Origin of the sequence: Paenibacillus hodogayensis, assembly GCF_039536325.1 — a bacterium.
GTDB lineage: Bacteria > Bacillota > Bacilli > Paenibacillales > NBRC-103111 > Paenibacillus_AB > Paenibacillus_AB hodogayensis.
In genome coordinates, this window is record NZ_BAAAYO010000021.1 from 176,912 (window position 1) to 197,738 (window position 20,827).

Annotated in this window: 16 protein-coding genes; 14 read left to right on the plus strand and 2 right to left on the minus strand. The window is 54.3% G+C overall.

The window, feature by feature from the left end:
• Nucleotides 1-76 precede the first annotated feature (76 nt).
• Nucleotides 77-586 carry an SRPBCC family protein gene (locus tag ABD796_RS33930; protein WP_344916910.1) on the plus strand — a complete coding sequence of 170 codons (510 nt, stop codon included), beginning with the start codon at nt 77-79 and terminating at the stop codon, nt 584-586.
• A gap of 59 nt (nt 587-645) precedes the next feature.
• On the opposite strand, the gene ABD796_RS33935 is transcribed toward ABD796_RS33930, so the two are convergent.
• Both ABD796_RS33935 and ABD796_RS33940 read right to left on the minus strand, forming a co-directional pair.
• On the minus strand, nt 646-1,512 hold the full coding sequence (locus ABD796_RS33935) for an AraC family transcriptional regulator (protein WP_344916912.1): 867 nt from the start codon (nt 1,510-1,512) through the stop codon (nt 646-648).
• Between the two features lie 40 nt (nt 1,513-1,552).
• On the minus strand, nt 1,553-2,749 hold the full coding sequence (locus ABD796_RS33940) for an alpha/beta hydrolase family protein (RefSeq protein ID WP_344916914.1): 1,197 nt from the start codon (nt 2,747-2,749) through the stop codon (nt 1,553-1,555).
• Nucleotides 2,750-3,180: 431 nt separating this feature from the next.
• Here ABD796_RS33940 and ABD796_RS33945 point away from each other — a divergent pair, with 431 nt between their 5' ends.
• From ABD796_RS33945 to ABD796_RS34005, 13 genes are all read left to right on the plus strand, one after another.
• Nucleotides 3,181-4,494 (plus strand): ABC transporter substrate-binding protein, encoded by a 1,314-nt coding sequence (locus ABD796_RS33945; RefSeq protein ID WP_344916916.1) that lies wholly within the window; start codon nt 3,181-3,183, stop codon nt 4,492-4,494.
• Nucleotides 4,495-4,568: 74 nt separating this feature from the next.
• Nucleotides 4,569-5,618: a sialidase family protein gene (locus tag ABD796_RS33950; protein WP_344916918.1), complete on the plus strand. Its 1,050-nt coding sequence runs from the start codon at nt 4,569-4,571 to the stop codon at nt 5,616-5,618.
• Nucleotides 5,619-5,649: 31 nt separating this feature from the next.
• Nucleotides 5,650-7,464: a glycosyl hydrolase family 28-related protein gene (locus tag ABD796_RS33955; protein WP_344916920.1), complete on the plus strand. Its 1,815-nt coding sequence runs from the start codon at nt 5,650-5,652 to the stop codon at nt 7,462-7,464.
• A 191-nt stretch (nt 7,465-7,655) separates the two neighbouring features.
• The gene (locus tag ABD796_RS33960) at nt 7,656-8,207 is read left to right on the plus strand and encodes a hypothetical protein (RefSeq protein WP_344916922.1); all 552 of its coding nucleotides are present in this window, start codon (nt 7,656-7,658) and stop codon (nt 8,205-8,207) included.
• On the plus strand, nt 8,204-8,623 hold the full coding sequence (locus ABD796_RS33965; RefSeq protein ID WP_344916924.1) for an immunity 22 family protein: 420 nt from the start codon (nt 8,204-8,206) through the stop codon (nt 8,621-8,623). Before ABD796_RS33960 ends, ABD796_RS33965 begins: the two co-directional genes overlap by 4 nt.
• Nucleotides 8,624-8,824: 201 nt before the next feature.
• Nucleotides 8,825-11,923 (plus strand): efflux RND transporter permease subunit, encoded by a 3,099-nt coding sequence (locus ABD796_RS33970; RefSeq protein WP_379116140.1) that lies wholly within the window; start codon nt 8,825-8,827, stop codon nt 11,921-11,923.
• A gap of 29 nt (nt 11,924-11,952) precedes the next feature.
• The gene (locus ABD796_RS33975) at nt 11,953-13,206 is read left to right on the plus strand and encodes an efflux RND transporter periplasmic adaptor subunit (protein WP_344916927.1); all 1,254 of its coding nucleotides are present in this window, start codon (nt 11,953-11,955) and stop codon (nt 13,204-13,206) included.
• Nucleotides 13,207-13,228: 22 nt separating this feature from the next.
• Nucleotides 13,229-14,950 carry a hypothetical protein gene (locus ABD796_RS33980; RefSeq protein WP_344916929.1) on the plus strand — a complete coding sequence of 574 codons (1,722 nt, stop codon included), beginning with the start codon at nt 13,229-13,231 and terminating at the stop codon, nt 14,948-14,950.
• A 136-nt stretch (nt 14,951-15,086) separates the two neighbouring features.
• Nucleotides 15,087-16,220, plus strand: a complete 1,134-nt coding sequence (locus ABD796_RS33985) for a sensor histidine kinase (protein ID WP_344916931.1) — start codon at nt 15,087-15,089, stop codon at nt 16,218-16,220.
• Nucleotides 16,217-16,816 (plus strand): response regulator, encoded by a 600-nt coding sequence (locus ABD796_RS33990; protein WP_344916933.1) that lies wholly within the window; start codon nt 16,217-16,219, stop codon nt 16,814-16,816. Before ABD796_RS33985 ends, ABD796_RS33990 begins: the two co-directional genes overlap by 4 nt.
• Nucleotides 16,817-16,944: 128 nt before the next feature.
• Nucleotides 16,945-17,379, plus strand: coding sequence for an SRPBCC family protein (locus tag ABD796_RS33995; RefSeq protein ID WP_344916935.1), 435 nt, complete (start codon nt 16,945-16,947; stop codon nt 17,377-17,379).
• 390 nt (nt 17,380-17,769) lie between these two features.
• Nucleotides 17,770-19,785 (plus strand): right-handed parallel beta-helix repeat-containing protein, encoded by a 2,016-nt coding sequence (locus tag ABD796_RS34000; RefSeq protein ID WP_344916939.1) that lies wholly within the window; start codon nt 17,770-17,772, stop codon nt 19,783-19,785.
• A gap of 45 nt (nt 19,786-19,830) precedes the next feature.
• Complete coding sequence (locus tag ABD796_RS34005) at nt 19,831-20,826, plus strand: hydroxyacid dehydrogenase (protein ID WP_344916941.1); 996 nt, start codon at nt 19,831-19,833, stop codon at nt 20,824-20,826.
• Nucleotide 20,827 lies beyond the last annotated feature (1 nt).

The window sequence follows — 20,827 nt, forward strand, 5'->3', positions numbered from 1 at the left end:
GAATTAAATATTCCTTGACTGGAATATTCCTTTTCGGATATATTTTAATAAATACAAAGGTAATGGAGGAATGGATATGACGTCGAACTCAGAAAGCAAGGAGCTAGTCATCACTCGTGAATTTAAGGCACCGCGCGACCTTGTTTTCAAAGCATGGTCTGAGGCAGAGCACCTGAAGCACTGGTGGGGACCGAAAGGATTTGAAATAACGGTAAAGGGTTTGGATTTTCGGCCCAACGGTTTTTTCCATTACAGCATGCAATCTCCTGATGGCGGGCAAATGTGGGGGAAATTTGTGTATCGGGAAATCCAGCCTAACGAGAAGATTGTCTGGCTCAACTGTTTTTCGGATGAGGAGGGCAACATTGTCAGAGCTCCATTCAGTGATTTGATCCCGCTGGAAATACACAACGAGGTAACCTTTAGTGAAACGAACAGTATAACGACCATAACTCTTCGCAGCCGTCCGAACAACGCTACCAAAGAAGAACAAAGCTTTTTTGAGGGCATGTTCGAGTCCATGGAGCAGGGCTTCGGAGGAACTTTCGATCAGCTTGAACAATATTTGGAGGAGCGAAGGAGCTAAACGAGCTAGGGCGTCCACTAGGACGCCCTTTTTTACCATATGCAGCAGCAATGAGCGGTTTACTCCGCTTCCTGGGCTTGCCGCCAACGGCTTGGACTCATGCCGTACCGCTTCTTGAATTGGCGGCTGAAGTAATGGATACTGGGAAAGCCGTTCGTCTCGGCAATGTCTTTGACCGTCATGCTCGTGTTGGTCAAATAGCTTTTCGCCGCATTCATCCGCAATTCCTGCAAATATTGGTAGGGAGTTGTCCCCGTGTGCGTCTTGAAGAGGCGAATCAAATAAGAAGAGGCCAAATGAGCCCGCGAGGCAAGCATTTGCAGCTTGACTTCGTGCAAATAAGCGTTTTCCATATAGTGCATCAAATCTTGAACAAGCTGTTTGTTCGGATCCTCTTCCGCCAGCTCGGGAGTTGCGGTATCCAACTGGCGGTGCTGCTGGAGCGCCGCGGTAATTTGGAGGAAAAGCTTGTTTACATCGAGCAGAACGATCCGCTCGCGCAATTCGCTTTGGCGGGAAAGGCTATCGTTGCTCATAGCGGCCGCGATGGAATCGACCGTCGAGCCGATCAGCCCGGCCAGCCCGGGCATGGTTGAGGACAACGCTTCGTCGCCGCTTTGTATGCGGTTCCATGCTATCGCATCGCTGACGGAGAGGAAGGAGGCGACCTCCGTAAGGGAGCCCGCCCCTTTCTCCAGCTCCAAGTACCAGTATGCGGCCGAATCGGACTGCTTGTAGAGCTGGTGCGGGATATTGTCCGGAATTAGAAACAGCGTGCGGCTTACGGAGCGGAACGATTCGTTCATGAATTCGAGCGTCACTTCTCCCGAGGTAATGCACAATATTTCGTAGAACGGATGAGTACCGCCGCCCACACTGTTTTTCTTTTTGTTGTCCACTACATTCTGATAAGTGCGAATGATCATCGTATCCCATCCGTTCCCGTCAACAGTCGTCATACCCTTACTATAAGGTACCGGAATCGGCGTGTAAACGGGGTGACCGCACGATGACAGGGGTACTGCTCGTATGGCCGCGCGAATCACGAACGTTAATGAAGAAAGCTTTGGCGTCCTGCGGAAGGCGAATCGAGACGCGGTTGTCCGAGCGGTTCAACGTACAATCGGCAGTTGCCCACTCGCATAGCTGCCAGTTGTCGCAATTGGCTGTATAGTACAGCTCGGCATGAAGCGGTTCATTGCCTTCGGCGGAAGAGTAGTCCACGAAAGCTGCTCCATCCTTCTCCGAAGGTTCGCCGAGGCGCAGCAAAGGTTTGCCGCCGCGGACGATACTATCCGCGAACGCATAAATTTCGTCCGGTTTCCAGCCCAGTGGATGAGAATGGCCGAGTCGGGGGTAAATGCATAGGCCCGACTGTTCGATTCCATTTTTGGCGAGGGTATACGATTTACTGAAAATATTCATGCCGAAATGCGGATCGCAGAGCCAATTTACCCATAGCATCGGCATCGTGACGCGGGACAAATACGCGGAGGGCTCGGTCAACCGTTTGACGGATTCGGCACTTGCTTCCCCCATATCCACGAACCGCTGCCCCCATTCATTGTGGGCTTCGTACAGAAAACCGCAGCCGTAGACGGGAATGCCGAAGGCGAAGCGGTTATCGATGCCGGCAACAAGACTGGCGACGATGCCTCCCCATGATATCCCCGTTATTCCGATCCGCTGCGGGTCTACGGACGGCATGCTGCGCAGGAGAGAATGGGCCAGCATGACATTGGCGGCTGCATGATACATCCACTGCTCCTCGACAGGCTCATCGCAATCCACAAAGATGCCCTCTCTTGAAGGACCCGGCATCGTATGAACGAGCCGCTTCGTCGTTCCTTCCGACTTGTCGGGAATGTGTCCCTCCAAATCCATGGCAATTGCGGCATAGCCCCGACTTGTCCATAAACTCACCCATTCTTCATAGGCGGTGCCCCCGCCTCCATGAACGAGGACGATGGCCGGCACTTTCTCATGGACTGCCGCTTCCGGCAATCCGTAATGGGCAAAGATACGCGTTGCTTTTCCTTGGAAAGGCAGCCCTTCATAAAAAATCGAATGGATGCCGCTTGCGGCGTTAACGTCGGACGGGTATATTCGCGGGGAACGATGCAATTGCTCCATGTTCCACGGCGACAAAAACGGTTTGTTCATTCCGATGCCACCTCTCTTGTACGATCATTAGGAAAGACTGTCCTTTCCTTTGTTACTAATTTATCAAAAGACAAGCCCTATTGTATTTGGTTTTTATTCGGCGATCGAAAGCCCGTAAACATCGGCAGCCCAGTCCCATTTGCACATAATTGACCTTTACCCTCGCGGAGAGGGCGCCCGGTCTTTTTCAAAGGGGAGCGGCAAGTTGTTTTTGTACAAATAGAGGCGGAAAGCGCGACGTTCATGCCGCCGAATTGCTGAATTTATACCAAATACAGATTCGGTTCGATACAGTAATCTAATTGTGCAAGCGCTTAACCAAAGTGCAGGCGGGGGTTGCACGATAAGATAAAGGGGGTGCGGGAAAGGGAAATGCTCGCTGCAGGCTTGTGGAACAATACAAAAACATAGCGGTTACGGGAGGTTCAACGATGAACAAAACAAAACGAACGACGCTTCTCACCACGATCCTATTGTCGGTTGGCACGGTATTGGCAGGCTGCAGCGGCGGGGAGGCCAAGGAAGCTGCGCCGCCGCAGATTGTGGAAACCAATAAACCGGTTACGATTACGGTATTTAATCCATCCAACTATTCGGAGTATTTGTGGAATAACTTGTGGGTGGAGCCGATCAAGAAGAAATATCCGCACATTACACTCGTCCATATCAAAAATGAGAAAGGGTCGAGCTTGGCCGATCTCGTAACGGCGAACCGGGTGCCGGACATCATTCAAGGATCGGGGGTCAAATCGACGTTCGAGTATAACGATCTGGGCATTCTCGAGGACATGACGCCGCTGATGAAGGCGAACGGCTTCGATCCCGGCGGGATCGATCCTATAAGCATAGACAGCTTGAAGATCGATAAAAAAGACGCCAAACTTTACGGTCTTCCCGTAGGACAAGGCCACGCCGCCTTATACTACAACAAAGACCTGTTCAACAAGTTCGGGGTGGCTTACCCGAAGGACGGGATGAACTGGGATGAAGTGTATGACTTGACCGTGAAAATGACCCGTACGGATGGCGGCGTCCAATACCGCGGGTTCGATTTTGTCGCAGATTTCCAAATCCCGTACAATCAATTGTCTTTGCCGTTCATCGACAATAAGACCGACAAGGCGAACGTCCAGACGGACGGCTGGAAGACGCTGTTTGCTGCTATGAAGAAGTTTTACGATATCAACGGCAACAATCCGGGGGCGCTGCCGAACGTGTTTAATCCTTTCTTGAAAGATAAGACGGTGGCGATGTTCGCCGTACCCAATATATTGAGTCCTTTGATCGAATCGACCCAGAATGGCTACGATTGGGATATGGTCACCTTGCCAACGTTCGCAGAGGGGCCAAAGACGGGAATACAACCGGTTGTATCGGGGCTGTACGTCACCAAGACGAGCCAAAACAAAAATGAAGCGTTCAAGGTCGTGGCGCATCTGTTGTCCGAAGAAATCCAAACCGAGCGCTCTCGGATCGGCGAGCCGTCCATCTTGAAAAAAACCGAAATCAAGAAATCGTTCGCTTCGGAGATGCCGCATACGAAAGGAAGAAACGTTGCCGCCTTCGTGTCCGGTATGCCAGCCCCTTCGCCGAGCTCGGTAACGAGATACGATGCCTTAGCCGGTACGGAGATGGTGAAGAAATTCAAGGAAGTCGCCTTTAATGGAAAAGACATCAATACAGCGTTAAGAGAAGCGGAAGAAATCATTAACAAGAAGATCGACGAGGAAAAGGCGAAGAAGTAGAGAACGGCGTGAGCTGGAACGAAATGCCGCCGGTCATCGCATCGTATCGTTCAGACTAAACAGAGGTGATAAGCATGGGTTACGAAATAAAGCTTCAAGAGTATGTTTTCGCGGACGACATTTCATTTGAGAGCTGTCATGCGTCTACCTTGATTGCGCTCCCGAACGGCGATCTTGTAGCGGCATGGTTTGCCGGCACGCGCGAGGGGGCGGACGATGTGGCGATCTGGTCGTCCCGCCGCACGGATGGAGGCTGGACGCCTCCTGTCAAGGTAGCGGATGAAGAAGGGGAGCCTCATTGGAATCCGGTATTATTCCGAGAAGCGGACGGAAAAGTATGGCTGTTCTATAAAGTGGGAAAAGCGATCAGAAGCTGGAGAACGATGTACCTCCTATCCGAGGATGACGGCATCACATGGAGCGTCCCCCACATATTGGTCGAAGGCGACTCCGGCGGAAGAGGGCCGGTCAAAAACAAACCGATTGTTTTGCAGGACGGCACTTGGGTAGCCCCGGCATCTCTCGAGCTGGACATATGGGAAGCATTCGCCGATTTGTCGCACGATAACGGGATGACGTGGGCGGCCAGCGAGAGGATATCGCTGCAGCAGTCTGAAGCAGAAGCTTCGGATGTTCCGGTGAAACCGGTCGAGCCTGTCGTTTCGGAAAGTCCCTTATCCCTTGTGGCGGAAACGTCCCTCCAAGGAAAAGGAGTCATACAGCCGACCTTATGGGAGTCGGAGCCAGGAAAAGTACACATGCTCTTGCGAAGCTCCACCGGCCTCATATGCCGCAGCGATTCGGCGGACAGCGGGAAAACTTGGTCCGCTGCTTATACAACCGGGCTTCCGAACAACAATAGCGGAATTGATCTTGTCCGGATGGACGGCGGTGCATTGGCTCTCGTGTACAACCCGGTCGGCCAGAATTGGGGGAAAAGGACGCCCATCGTCATCAGCCTATCCCGCGACAACGGCGTGACTTGGGGAGAAACGCTTGTGCTGGAAGACGCTCCGGGGGAGTATTCGTATCCGGCAATCGTATCGGTCGGCAATGACGTGTTCGTTAGCTATACGTGGAGAAGAAGCAGAATCGTCGTGTGGCAATTGAGTTTGACAGCTTGACGCGATCGCGATCGTATAAGGGAGGATCCAGATGAACGAGAGGAAGCCAAACGCGGAAGAGATTGCAAACGAGGCCCATGACGGCATGCAACGACTGCAAGCCGAACTGCCGGCATCCGGCGGGAAAATAAGCCGGAGAGCGATGCTGACAACAATCGGTGCGGCTGGTGTCGCAGTCGTATCGGGAGGATTGCTTCATAAAGTGAATGGGGCATCCAGCGTTACAGCCTCGGTTTACGGCGGAGAGGTGTCGGACGCCGACTCCGTAACCTACAAGTATGGTCCGGCGCAGTTGGAGCGAACCGTCGGCAGTAAATTGCGCGAATCGGTCAGCGTGAAAGATTTTGGAGCAGTCGGCGACGGGATTGCGGACGATACGGCGAACATTCAGGCGGCGGCCAACAGCTTGACGAAGGGCGGCATCTTGTTCTTCCCGGCCGGAACATACACCATCAGCGACACCTTACAGTTCCCCCAAGGTACGATTATTCAGGGCGCGGGCTTGCATAGCGTTATCATCAACATGACCGATTCTACGAAATTCGCGATCAATTTGTTTACGCCCGGAACGAGGTATGAGTTTTTCAGTGTCAGCGGCTTTACGCTGAACGCCAAATACGGAATTACGAATCGTTGGAATTTGGGAACGGACTATTCGAATACGGCGAATCCGACACGAACGGTGAAAATAACCGATATTAAATTCCAAGGGACCTATGATGCGCTTCATGACCCGGAAGCCCAATCCGCCCTAGTCCCCGCAAGGGGAGATTTGGAGTCGCTTGGCGTTGGGCTGCATCTCGTGATGGTTTACGGTGCGGAAGTCAAGAGCTGCCTGTTTGACAATTTTGGAATCGCCTTTGAGAATATCGGGTGCACCTTGGCTAAGGCGGAACGAAACCGGTTCAACCGCAATGCTCGGCACATTCATGACGAACGGGTGGCGTGGTATTTTTCGTCCTTCGGGATGGGGGCGGATAACGTCTATGAGCAGAACGATTTGCTGGATGCAACCCGAATCGGCGGGATTACGCTGTGGCGCTCGTACGGTACGGAGCTGCGGCATAATTACAGCGAGCAATTGGAACGGAACGGGGTGAAGTCGGCGCCCGAAATGTACTACCTGTATAACCCGGATTCGTGCAAGATCCATATGAACCATCTGAACGTTTCCCTTTCTGTCGCCTTGCACAGACCTTATGTCAAAATCGTATACAACGGAGATTATATAGGCTGCGCTTCCGGCAACGTGATTAGCTTGAATTCACCTACGCCCTTTAACGGCGTTCTGGACAACCTCCTGGAGATCGTTACGACAAAGTGGGACAGGCGCTACCCTTGGAATACGCAGCTGTATTACCAGGAATTGTCGCCCATTAAACGTTTGCCGTATGTCATAAGCGGCATACAGCCGGAACTGAACGTGATGGAATTCGACAATGTGTTTCCCCAGATGAACATTTCGGGGACGCTTGCGAATCTGGATCTGCCCTTTATCGAAAACGGGAGCAACAAGGCGTGGCATCTGAAATCGGGTGAAAACAAAAACTTTCGCTTTAAGCTGTACGTGAAAAATCCAAAGCTGGCAGCCGCTTTCGAATTGCAAATTACGGCAGAGGGCAATCCCGATACGGCCGCGGGTAACGGAAGAGCGCATACGGTTGTGAGAGATCCAAGCGGAGCCGTCCTTTTCAATAACTATGCTTTTACTAATCTGACCAACTTGACGACTATGGTGATACCGCTGCAAGTAACGGCACCCGAATCGCTGCACATATTCGATATCGATTTTACCAACTTGTCATTCAGCAAAATTTATCGTGCGGCCGTCGTACCGCTGTCATAGAGGAATTTATAGAAAGAACACGACATCTGAAGCTGCAAGACCGTTTATGGCCTGTCCGAGGGCTGTAAGCGGTTTTTCTTTGTTACATTCAACTTCTACATATTTGAATTGGAGTATCAGTATGGGGTAAAGTTCATTAAGGAGAACAGAACGTCTTTAAGGAACTTCGGGAGATGGGCGGAGGTTGTATTTTGAGATATCTCAAATCTAATCGACAATCGCGGATGAGCATCTGGCATTTTGAAATCGATGCGGATGGCACGGCCTTTAGACAGATCGCCACCCTGGAGGATGGCAGTTGTATTACTTCAAATCGAAAGCATGAGCCCTATCATTTCATGCTATCGGAACACCCTCTTGATCCTGCCGAAACTTATTACGAAGACATCAGCCAGGCGGAATTCGAGGCGCTTTGGTACGAACAGCTTCAAGTCAGCATGGAGCACTGGCATCGGACCCAAAGTCTTTTTCCTGTCGGAGTTAGAGTAGAAGGATTCATCGAAGCCTTTTTTCCTCAAGGTACATTGATCAACCTGTTGGAGCCGCTTGCAGTGGGCATAACGGATACGTTCGCTCTGGAAGCGGTCACGCCTTCCGAGTGGATGTGTCCTCGCTATCGTGTTATCGCCATGGTATCCGGCTACGATGAGGTAAATCAATGGGTGCTGCTTGCCAATGCTGAAGTTTTGGGAAGTCGGTATGAATATATGAATAGTGAAAGTAGAGTAGGGGAGTACAGATGAAACATATCGTCATGATATGGGGGGCCAACATTTCTTCCTCAGAAGAACTGGAAGCTTTTGTAGAGAGCGTTTACGACGATGACGGAGATGCACTACCATCCGCTTTTCTGGCAAGCATTGGACGTTCCTGGATCGATGGGGATTTTCTCGAGCTGCATGTTGTGGGCAATGAGGAAGAGCGTATAGCTTTTATCGAGTATTTGCGGTTGGAATATTCGCCACATGAGCCGTTCGTCGAACAACTGCCGGCTGCGCTCGATGAGACCGTCCAAGCTTATAATGCGGTCATTCTCCTGTATGGGAACGATTCGCCGTACGGAGCAGTAAACGAAGAGATGTTTCAGTGGGCCGAAGAGGGTTTTCCTGCAGCGTCTTCGGTCGTTCTTCTTGCAAGCGTCCAGTACGAAAGCCGTTAGAGCTGCCATTTACGTGTCGAATCCGCGCATATCGCGGATTTTTTATTTTATCGAGACTTGTATCGTTAGCCGCGGCCGATCGCGCAATATGATATTTATCATATACAATTCCTTACGTTTGCTACTTAAACGATAATTCTCCGCTTACTACAATAAGGAGAGGACGTTTGCCAGCCATCGTAACGGAGGATTAGAGAAATGATGAACAAGTTAACGAGCTTTTCCATGAAAAACGTGGCGGCGATTCTGATCATCTGCGCGATATTGTTCGGGGCAGGCGGCCTTTCCGCCGTTTCTCTGAAGCAGGAGACGATGCCGGATATTTCGCTGCCGCTGGTGTTTGTCACCACGGTGTATACGGCGCCTCCGCGCGATGTCATGGAGGATGTCAGCAAGCCGCTCGAGAAAGCGATCGCGGGAGCGGAGGGCGTCAAAAAAATCCATTCGACCTCCTCGGACAATTTCTCGATGATTCAAATCGAGCTGGCGAACGGACGCAAGCCGGAAGACGCCAAGCAGGACATTGAAAGCCTGCTCGCCAACGTCAAGCTGCCGCAAAAGGCGGAGAAGCCGCAGGTGTTGACGTTCGGCTTCGGCTCGATACCGGTCTACAATTTGGCGATCAGCGGTAAAAACGGCATGAGCCAGGAAGAGCTGGACCGGATTTTCAACGATATTTTCGAGCCGACGCTCGGCACGCTCAGCGGTCTCGACCATGTCGATGCGATCGGCAACCAGGAAGCGCTTCTGAAGCTGAAGCTTGATCTGAACGCCATCTTGAACTACGGCTTGACGCCGAATCAAGTATCCCAAAGCATTCAGGCGTCGATCGTCTCCAGCCCTGCGGGCAGCGTCAAGTTCGGGGGCAACAACCAGATGGTTCGGATCAATAGCGACCTGGACAGCCTGTACGGTCTGGAAAATATGAAATTGACCACGCCTACGGGCGATACGGTGCTGCTGAAGCAGATCGCCAAGGTCGAAGCGATCTCCGAATCGACCTTCTTGTCCCGGCTGAATGGCGAACCGGCCATCGCGGTGTCGCTGTTCAAAACGAAAGAAGCCAATACCGTCCAATTTTCCGCCCAAATCGACAAACTGGTCGAACAGTGGAAGGCGGAGTACCCGGACGTTTCGTTTACGACGATCATGAATCAGGCGGTGGAGGTCAAAAAATCGATCAACGGCATGCTGAAAGAAGGGGCCATAGGGGCTTTTCTCGCTGCGGCAATGATCCTGCTGTTTTTGCGGAACATGCGCATGACGCTGATCGTGCTCGTCTCCATCCCGTTGTCGGTGCTGCTCACGCTGCTCGTCATGAACGGGCTTGACATCTCGCTCAATATTATGACGCTCGGCGGCTTGACGATCGCGATCGGGCGCGTCGTGGACGACAGTATCGTCGTCATCGAGAATATTTACAGCGAGCTGCAAAAAAGCCAGAACCGCAACGAATCGGTCATCAAGCTGGCTACGGCCAGAGTGGCATCCGCCATTACCTCTTCGACGATTACGACGGTGGGCGTGTTTGCGCCGATCTCGTTCGTCGGCGGCATTCTCGGAGACATTTTCCGGCCGTTCGCGATTACGCTCGTCGTGTCCCTGCTGGCGTCCCTGCTGGTCGCCTTGACCGTCATTCCGATGCTGGCCAAGCTGCTGGTGCTCAATAGCGACAACGTCAAGCACCACGAGTCGGCCGACGGCAAATTCATGAGCGCGTACAAGCGCCTCATCGGCTGGGCGCTTGCCAACCCGAAGAAAACCGTCCTGACGTCCGTCCTGCTGCTGGTCGTCACCGTGGGCGGCACAGTGCCGTTCCTCGGAAGCGAGTTTATACCGGAAAGCTTGAACGGCAAAGACATGCAGTTCAGCATCCGCATGCAACGCGAGACGTCCTTCGAAACGATGGACGCCAAGGTCAAGGAAATCGAGGCGCTGCTCGCCGAACAGAAGGACCCGAAGGGCGAAGCGGCCTTCACGTACATCGAATCGATGGTCGGCTACGACAACAGTGACGATCGCGTGCCGTACAAAAGCGTCGTTTTGGCGTCCTCCTCGGAGGCTTCGAACCCGACCGAGCTCGTGAAAGAGACCGAAGCGAAAATAGCCGCCCTGCTGCCGAGCGGCTCCGAGGTAACCGGCAACTTGACGGCAACCGCAGGCATGGGAACCGGCGAAGACTTCGCCTACCTGCTCAAAGGCGACGACTTGCTTCAGCTGGAAGCGGGGGCGGCCTTGATTAAAGAAAAAATGCGGGAATTCCCCGAGCTCTCGGACATTAAAGACAGTCTCAGCGAGAAAAAGACCGAGGTGGAGGTCAAGGTCGATCAGAACAAGGCGCGTCTGTACGGCTTGACCGCGGCTCAAGTGCTCGAAAGCGTATCGAGCTGGCTGTCCGAAGTGAAGTTCGGGGAGTACCGGTTCGATAATACCGTCTTCCGGGTAACGATAATGCTGGACGATCGGTTTAAGGACTCTCTGCTGAAGCTGGGTCAATTCCAAATTCGCACGCCGACGAATATGATCGTCAACCTGACCGACGTCGCCCAAGTGCGGCAAACCGACGCTCCGTCCAGCATTACGCGGGAAAACCAGGAACAGTACGTCAAGATCAGCGCTTCTATCGACAGCCGGAACAAAGGTGGGGTCAGCAATCAGGTGAGTGAGGCGCTGAAGTCGGTCAGCTTGCCGAACGGCATCCGCACCGAAACGCAAGGCGTCAACGACGACATTCAATCGAGCATTCAGCAGATGATGCTCGCCATGGCCGCGGCGATCTGCATCGTCTACCTCGTCATGGTACTTGCTTTCGGCAACGCGAGCGCGCCGTTCGTCATTCTGTTCTCGCTGCCGCTGGCGGCGATCGGCGGATTTCTCGGCCTGTTCCTTACCGGGCAAACGATCAACGTCACTTCCCTGATCGGCTTCCTGATGCTGATCGGAGTCGTCGTGACGAACGCCATAGTGCTGATCGATCGCGTGCAGCAGAACGAGGAAGCCGGCATGGATACGCGGGAAGCGTTGATCGAGGCCGGGATGAGCCGGTTTCGTCCGATAATTATGACGGCGGGAGCGACGATCGTCGCCATGCTGCCGATGGCTTTGGGCTTCTCCGAAGGCGCTCTGATCTCCAAGGGACTGTCGGTCGTCGTAATCGGCGGACTGACAACGTCGACGGTATTGACGCTGGTCGTCGTCCCCGTTATGTACGAGCTGATTACCAACATCAAGAAACGTCTGACGCGCAAGCGGAGAACGAAGCCGGGCGTGCCGAGCGGCCCCGCCGCGCCAACTCATTGAGTCATCGACCGAAAAGGAGAACTGACTGTATGAAACAACCATTCCGAATGGCAACCAAGAACAAGGCCGCCGCCGGAGCCCTCCTGCTCGGAGTCGCTCTGCTCGCAGGCTGCAACGCCACGCCCGAGGCCAAGCCGATTGCGGCCGCGGAGCAGTCGCAGGTCAAGACGGTGAAGACGGCCAAAATCGAGAAGCGTTCGATCGACGATCCGGCGCAGCATGTCGCGGACGTCGTGCCGTCCACCCGCATGACAGTGGCGACCAAGGCGGGCGGCGAGGTGCTCGAAGTGCTGAAGAAACGCGGCGATACCGTCGAGAAGGACGAGCTGCTGTTCCGGATCGATCCGAAGGACGTCTTGCTGCAAAAGGAAAAGGCGCAGGTGTCGATCAGCGGAACGCGGCAGCAGCTGAACAAAGCGACCCAGGACTTGGCCGACGGCAAGCGGGACCTTCAGAACGGGATCGCCAAGCTGGAGCAATCCGTCCGGGATGTCGAAAAAACCTACAATAAAATGAGAAACGACTACGACCAGGGGCTGGCGTCCAAAATCCAGCTGGAGCAGCTGGAAACGCAGCTCAACGGGCTGAGGCTGGATCTGGATAGCAGCCGGGGCAAATTGAAAACGATGGAATCGACCAATTCCCTTTCTCAATTGGAGCAGGGGTTGCAAACCGCTCAGCTGTCCGTTCAGGAGATTGACCGCGCGCTGGAAAACCTTGAGGTGCGGGCGCCGATCGCCGGCGTTTTGACCGATTTTGGCGTCGAAGCTGGCATGACGGTTCCCGCGGGTTTCTCGGCTGGCGATATTCAGCGGCTCGATCCCGTCAAGGTGAAGGCGGAATTGACCGAAGACGCCGCCAAGCTGATCCGTGGCAAGCAGCAACTCCGTCTCCTCGTACCGGGGTCGACCGAACGGCTGACCGGCACGGTGACCTATCTCGCCGACGTGATGAGCGCGCAGACGAAGGCGTACTCGCTCGAGCTGGAGGTCCAGAATCCCGACCGCAAGCTGAAGCCGGGCATGAAGGTGCAAATATTGCTGAACGAGGAAGCGGATCAGGTCGTCGTCACGGTTCCGACCACCAGCGTTGTCCGCGAAGGCGGCGACACGTACGTCTACTTGCTGAACGGCGGCGTCGCGGAAAAACGGAAGGTGGAGCTGGGCCGTTTGAAGGACACGTATCAAGAAGCAATCTCGGGTGTAAAGGAAGGCGAACAAGTGATCGTATCCGGCCAAAATCTGTTGAAGGACAAAGAACCCGTACAGCAGGCGAACCCATAACCCAACGATGGAGGCGAGTCTTTTGAAAAAAACGTTTCGGATGACAGTGGCAACTTCCCTGATCTCGGTCATGTTAGGCGTTCCGGGCGCGGCGGTCTTCGCCGCCTCGGATGTCGGGGCTACCAGCGTATCCGCACCGCAGGCCGCGGTTTACGCGCTGTCGGAGCAGCTGAAGGTGGAGATGAAAAGCGTTCTGAACGAACGGCAAAGCGGAGGGAGCCGGGTCGGCGTCGTGCTTAGGCTGAGCAATACCGGCAGCGCGGCGACGCGTCTTGCGGACTATGAGCTGCTTGTCCGCACGCGGGACGGGGCCGAGTACGCCTTGGAACCGAGCGCGGCGAACGCCAAATCGGTCCAGCCGAAGACAAGCGCGGAATTGAGCTTTTTGGCCGAGATTGACCGGACGGACGGCGTAGAGCTGGCGGAAGTGCTGCTGAAGGAAGTCGACTACTACGTCTACCCGAAAAAAGAAACGCTGCTGCTGTCCATCCCTGTCGTCTCCCGTCCCTGGAACGGCAGCGAGGGTGTCGCGGCAGCCGATCCGTCGGTTACGCAAGCATGGGGAGAGTCGTTCTCGTTCCCGACCCAGCAGTCTCCGATTACTTACAAGCCCGTTAGCGTTCGGAAGGATGCGACGGACAAAGGCGCTGTGTACGTCGTCCAACTGCTTGCCTCCAATCCGACGGATCGTCGCGAGCCCGTCCCGGATTTTGCCGTCGACGGCCGAAGCGCGAACAAGGTATTCGCCGGAAGCCGGGTGGAGCAAGGGCCGCTCGCTTTGGAGGCGAAGGAAGATACTTACATTCATTATGCCATACCGACCGATACGGACACGATCTTGACCGGCTTCAACGTGCTGACCGCCGAGACGTTCCTGGGAGCGGCGGGAAGCGCTCCGGTCAGCTATAAGGTCGGGCGGCTGCGCATCGATTGGTCCCCGGGGTCGGAATCGGGCTCTTATCCGGCGTATACGTTCGGGAACGTCATCGAAACGGATGCCAACAATACGCTCATTCATCCCGATCTGCGGCTCTCGCTCGTCGAGCTGCCGATCAGCGACAACGCGGAGGAAGGAAGCAGGACGGTCACGGCTACATTCGTGCTGACCAACAACGGCGACAGCCCGATCCCGATTCCGGTATTCCAGACAAGTCTGCTGAGCTCGGGCGGCTACCGCTACGACGGCAGCCGACAAACGGCAGGCGGGGCGCCGTTATTGCCGAAGGAAAGCGTGCCGATCCACTATGCGTTCACCTTGCCGGTCGCAGAGACCGGACAAGGGCTAGTGCTGAAAATCGAGGACGCCGTGACGGCGGCGCCTTACAAGACGACCATTGCCGGCTATCGTTTGGATGCCGTGCCTTACGAGAAGCGGGATCAGTTCGCCGTCTATCCGTTCCGGCTGGGCGTCCGCACCACCAGCACCAACTTTGTCTTCAATCCGCAAACGATGGAGTATGCCTATATCGGCAATTACGATTTGTCGATCGAGCGCGAGCCCGGCGTCCGCGTCGACGCCGCATTCCCTTCGCTGCTGTTCGAGCTGTATGACGGCTCCGACCGGCTGGTCGCGAGCAGCACGAACCCGCTGGCCGGGGCGGGACGCCTCGTAGCGGGCAGCAATAAAATCCGCTTCGCCGGCACGACCCAAAACTTCGATTATCCTTTAACGCTAAAAATATACGAGACATTCCCTACGGAAGCGGGCCAGAGCAAGCGGCTGCTGACGCAGATGGAGCAATAAGCGTCGAAGCGTTGGCGTATGAGCGTCATATGCAAGGATGGTCTTATCCCTCGGGTAGGCCATCCTTTGTTAACATGGACGGGCCGGCATGGTATGATAAGTCCAATCACGGTTATCCGGACAGGACGAGGTACGTATGGAGAAGAAATGGCTTTACATTTTCCAGCTTTCCTGGGGGATGATGCCCTATATCATGGTCATCTCCTTCATCGTTCCGTTTTACTTCATCGTAACGGCTCCGACGTCGGAGCAGATTACGATTGGCGTTGTTCTGCTGCTGCTCTTTTTTGCGATCAATCTCGGCTCTTACCGGGCGAAAGACCGCATGCGCATCGTGCTGACCGTCGTGCAGATGGCCACGTCCGTGGTCATTATGCTCGTCTACGGATACGTCTATTTGGCGCTTCCGGTCGCCTTCTATCTAGGAAATATAAAGAGCAAGCTGCCGTTCCGGATTTTGTATTCCCTGCATGTGGTCATCACGTTCTTGGCGATCAATTACGGCTTTCATACGAGAGACGTGTTTTTCATGATCCAGTTTCCGTTCGTGATCCTATGTCTGATCGGGGTGGTTCTCATTCCGTTCAACCAGCATTCGCAGCAGAGCCGCGATCAGCTGCAGCACCAATTGGCAGACGCGCAGCAACGGATCGCCGAGCTGATCAAGCAGGAGGAGCGGGAGCGGATTTCGCGCGATCTCCACGATACGCTGGGGCAGAAGCTGTCGCTGATCGGATTGAAGAGCGAGCTGGCGTCCAAGCTGCTCGAGAAGCGTCCGGAGCAGGCGAAGAACGAATTGAACGACATCCATCACACCGCGCGAACCGCGTTGAAGGAAGTGCGGGAGCTCGTCTCGAACATGCGCGGGATGAAGGTGGAGGAGGAGCTTGTACGGGTCAAGCAAATTTTGGCCGCGGCTCATATCCGTTTCGCCTTCGCGGGCGATGCCGCATTGCCCCATGTGTCGGCCTATGTGCAAAACGTGCTCAGCATGTGCATCAAGGAAGCGGTCAACAATGTCGTCAACCATAGCCGGAGCGAGGAATGCGTTGTGCAGATCGAGCAATCCGCCACCGATACGGTCATTACGATTCGCGATAACGGCGCGGGCATTCCGGAGGGACGCAGGGAGGGCAACGGCATCAAGGGCATGCGGGAGCGCATGGAATTCGTCAATGGAAGCCTGGATATTGACTCCAGCAGCGGAACCCGAGTGGTGTTGACCGTTCCGAACGTCATCAAACAACTGGAAGAGGAGAAGGGCGTATGATTCGAATCGTCATAGCGGAAGATCAGCGATTGCTTCTCGGCGCTCTTGGAGCGTTGCTGGATCTGGAGGACGATCTGGAAGTGGTCGGCAAGGCGAGCAACGGGGTAGAAGCAGTCGAGCTGATCGTTCGCCTGAAGCCGGACGTCTGCATACTGGACATCGAGATGCCCGGCAAGACCGGTTTGGACGTCGCGGAGGAACTGCAGGGCAAAGGCTGCAAGTTTATTATCCTGACGACGTTTGCCCGCAGCGGATACTTCGAGCGGGCGGTAAAAGCGGGGGTAAGCGGTTATATGCTGAAGGACAGCCCAATCGAGGAACTGGCCGGCTCTGTCCGCAGCGTCATGACCGGGAAGCGCATCTACGCCTCCGAGCTGATCGTCGATCTGTACAACGAGGAAAATCCTTTGACCTACCGGGAGAAGGAAATATTGCAAAGGTTGGCCGCCGGGAAGACGACCAAGGAGACGGCGGAGGAGCTGTTTCTGACGACGGGCACGGTGCGCAACTATATTTCCGGTATATTGGACAAGCTTGAGGTCGGCAACCGGATTGAAGCGATTACGTTGTCGAAGGAAAAGGGATGGATGGATTGAGGCGGCAAGTGACGGACGGCGTGGCGTATTGAAAATGTTAAATTTGTATACTAGCAATCGAAAAGAAATCTAGCTGCCGCTTCATGCTATAATAGGTGTTGTATCTTAGCCACCTAGGAGATTATGTAATGGGAACAGGCAGTCCGGTAACGATAACAATCGAGACGATCGTTCATTCTCCCGTCGAAAGCGTGTGGGCCTATTGGACGGAACCGAAGCACATCACGCAATGGAGTTTCGCATCCGATGATTGGCATACGCCATACGCCGAGAATGATCTGAAGGTCGGCGGTAAATTCGTTTCGAGAATGGAAGCGAAGGACGGCAGCTTCGGATTTGATTTCGGCGGCGTATACGACGAGGTGAGCCTTAACGAGAGTATCACTTATACGATCGCCGACGGCAGACAAGTGAAGATCGCGTTTATTCGCCAAGACAACGACACGAAAATTATTGAATCGTTCGATGCAGAAGAAACCAACGCCGTCGAGATGCAGCAGGCCGGGTGGCAGGCGATTTTAAACAATTTCAAAAAATATGCGGAAGCCGCGAAAGAGGAATAAGCAGCTCCCGCAGCCTATAAAGCGCATGCCGACTCCGGCATGCGCTTTGCTATGTGTACGACAGATAAATTTCACTGGGACTTCTGGCGCAAAACGTAACCTAAAACGCTTCGCTATTTTCCCGGTATTTTACCAATCCCATTGGTGCAGCAAATTGACCACTTCAATCATTATCTGGTTTACTAATAAATAATAAAAATTATAAATCAATTAAGATATTTTTCGAGGTTGAATATTTGAATCATTATTTTTCTTTGAATACATTGACAAAAGGAAAGGATCGACCTATGATTGATTACGAAAAGGGAAATAATGTAAATCACAATTTATTTAAAATTATAAACCAGATAAGGCATATTCCCTTTTCATTTTGAGACGGAGGGCGAAGCGATGAGCGACGATTGGCAAATCAACCGAAGGAAATTGCTTGCGGCAATCGGAACGACAGGAAGCGCAGCCTTGTTATTTCAAGCTCTTCATGGCGGCGGGAGCGGGTTCGGAAGTGTAGTTCAAGCGGTTTACGGGGGAGGAGGCGGTGCAGGTTTGGAAGCGCAAATCGGAGTAGACTCGATAGAAGCATTGCGTGAGGTCGACCGTACGAAAGTGACGAAAGCGTATTCATCCGGTTACTACATACCGGGGGATGGCGGCGGCGGGCTGTACGCTCTGGATACGGGGGACATGGCAAGTTCGGACAACGGCGGAACCGTGATCGTAGCCGCGGACGGAGGACGATGGAAATTGTGCGCGACCGGAATCGTTTCTGTCAAGCAATTCGGGGCAATCGGCAACGGAACCTCGGATGACGGAGCTTGCATCCAAGCCGCTGTCGACGCTCTGGTCGGAAAGCGATTGTTTTTTCCGAAAGGGGTATACATCGCGGCTGCGATTACGATCGCAAGCTCGATCGAATGGAGCGGGGAAGGCCCGGAATCGGTGATCAAGCAAAAGGAGCTGTCCAACCGGAATTTTATTCAAGTAGGTGGGGTAGGGACGCAAGTCTCCCTGTTCGATTTGACGATCGACCAGAACAACCAAAATCAAACGTACGGGCAAGGGAAGTTTGCGCTCAACTGTACGGCAGTCGGTCTGGGAATATCGCGTCCAGCCATCCTGCATACGGAACGCGTCCACATGACGAATACTTGCGAAGGCGCGATTCGTTTTCTGGGCGACAGAACGGAAACGAACAGGGAAATGCTTCGCGTGGTTCGCTGCCGGTTTACGAACGGTTCGGAAAGCCGGTCGAGTCCGGCGTACAACACGTTCACCCTCTATATAGCCGATGCCGCCACGGCCGCGATCGAAGGCTGCCACTTTGAGCATACGCCCTCGGAATCGGGCGAAGGCATCCCGGCCATATCGGTTGCCGGAACGAACGTTTCGTCTGTCGAATACTCGAAGCTCTCCATTACCGATAATTATTTCAGCGGATATGGCCGGTTTACGAACGGCAGCGGTATTGGCGTTATCGATTTGTATATTTGGTCCCGCAATGTCGTCGTGACCGGCAACCGGCTGGAAAACAGTCACGTAGCTCCGATTCGGGGCAAGGTGAACGCCGATAATTTGATCGTCTCCGGCAATGTGATCCATGGCGTGACCCAGCATATTCCGTCAAGCGCTTCCGGCATCAGTCTGGTGCCTGCGACGGTCGGACCGGTCGCGGGGCGTTATGTGATTACGGACAACATTGTCAAAGGCAGCGGATTTAGAGGCATCGAGATTACAGGGACGGCGGACAACAAGCCCGATTTGGTGGAAGTGTCGGGCAATATGATCGACTCCGCGGCGGACATCGGTATTTATGTGGGGAATGTCAAGCATTTCACGATCGCGAACAATATGATCTCCGATACGGGCGGCAGCGGCATTACTTACACACTGTGCGAAGGGAACGGCATTATCGCCGACAATTTGATCAAATCTGCCGGAAGCACGGGGATCGGGTACGTAGGCGTGCAAAAGAACTTGTGCTTGTCCATTACGGGGAATATGCTCGACTCGCCCTCCAGTCAAGGAATCGCCGCCGAAAATATCGGCGAGCTGCTTCTGCATGGCAATATCGTGAAAAACGTGGTGAGCGTAAACGGCACCCAGAGAGCTTTCCGCATCGGGGGAACGTCCGCAGTGGATATCGCCAGCATCAAAAACAATGTCGTGAGCGGAGCGGTCGCAAGCGGACCCGTAACGTACACAGGTGCGGGCGTTACGGCGCTTCAAGAAGACGGGAACAGTTGGAACGGCGCCGTGACGCATCGCTCTGCCGCGCCGACGACGGGGGCGTATGCGCGAGGGGATATCGTGTACAATACGACGCCAATTCCGGGAGGCGGCATCGGTTGGGTTTGTACGTCGGCGGGCTCGCCGGGAGCATGGAAAGCATTCGGAACGATAGAAGCATGACCAAGCTATTTCATTCGTACAGGAAAACGATTCGGGGGAGAAACCGTGGAGAGAAAAATAGCTTTATTGATGGATCAGGAAAATTTGGATTCACTTTTTGACGCAGCTCACAGAAAACGGCTAACCCGTCTCGGAAACGTCGTAACGGTAACGAAACCGGGAGCGCTTACACCGGAACGGAGCGCGGCTCTTATCGAGGGTGCCGACATCGCCGTTACTTCATGGGGCTGTCCGCCGCTGGACCAAGCGATTTTGGAGCAGGCTCCCGGATTGCGGCTCATTATGCATGCGGCGGGAACGGTGAAGCGGATCGTGACGCCAGAGGTGGTCAACCGGGGAATACGAGTCAGCAGCGCGAATACTGCTTTGGGCCAAAGGGTCGCCGAAACCGCGCTTGGGCTGACGATCGTATCGCTGAAAAACATTTGGCAGCTTGCGCGAGATACCCGCGAAGGCGAATGGGGGCGCAACCGGCCGAAGGTAAAGGAATTGTACGGCATTACGGTCGGCGTCATCGGCGCGGGCCAATCGGGCGGATACTACATCGAGCTCATGCGCCGCTTCCAGGTTCGCCTTCTTGTTTGCGATCCGGCGCTGACCGAAGAACAGATTCGGGAGATGGGGGCGGTCAAGACGGACCTGGAGCAGTTGATGCGGGAGTCGGACGTCGTATCCGTCCATGCACCGGCGATTCCGGCCACAGACAAAATGATCAACGGCCCGCTTCTGCAGCAGATGAAGGACGACGCGATCCTGATCAACACGGCCCGCGGGTCGCTCATTGACGAAGAGGCTCTGGTCGCGGAGCTGGGCAAAGGACGGCTCTGGGCTTGTCTGGATGTGACGAATCCGGAGCCCCCAGCCCCCGACCATCCGTTCCGCACATTGCCCAATGTTACCTTGATTCCGCATATCGCCGGCGTGGTGACGAACGGCCTGCGCAGCTTGGGGGAGTTTACGGTCACCGAATTGGAAGCGTTCTCCGAAGGCCGCCCGCTCAACGGGACGGTACAGCTCGCTCGATTGGACACGTTGGCCTGAG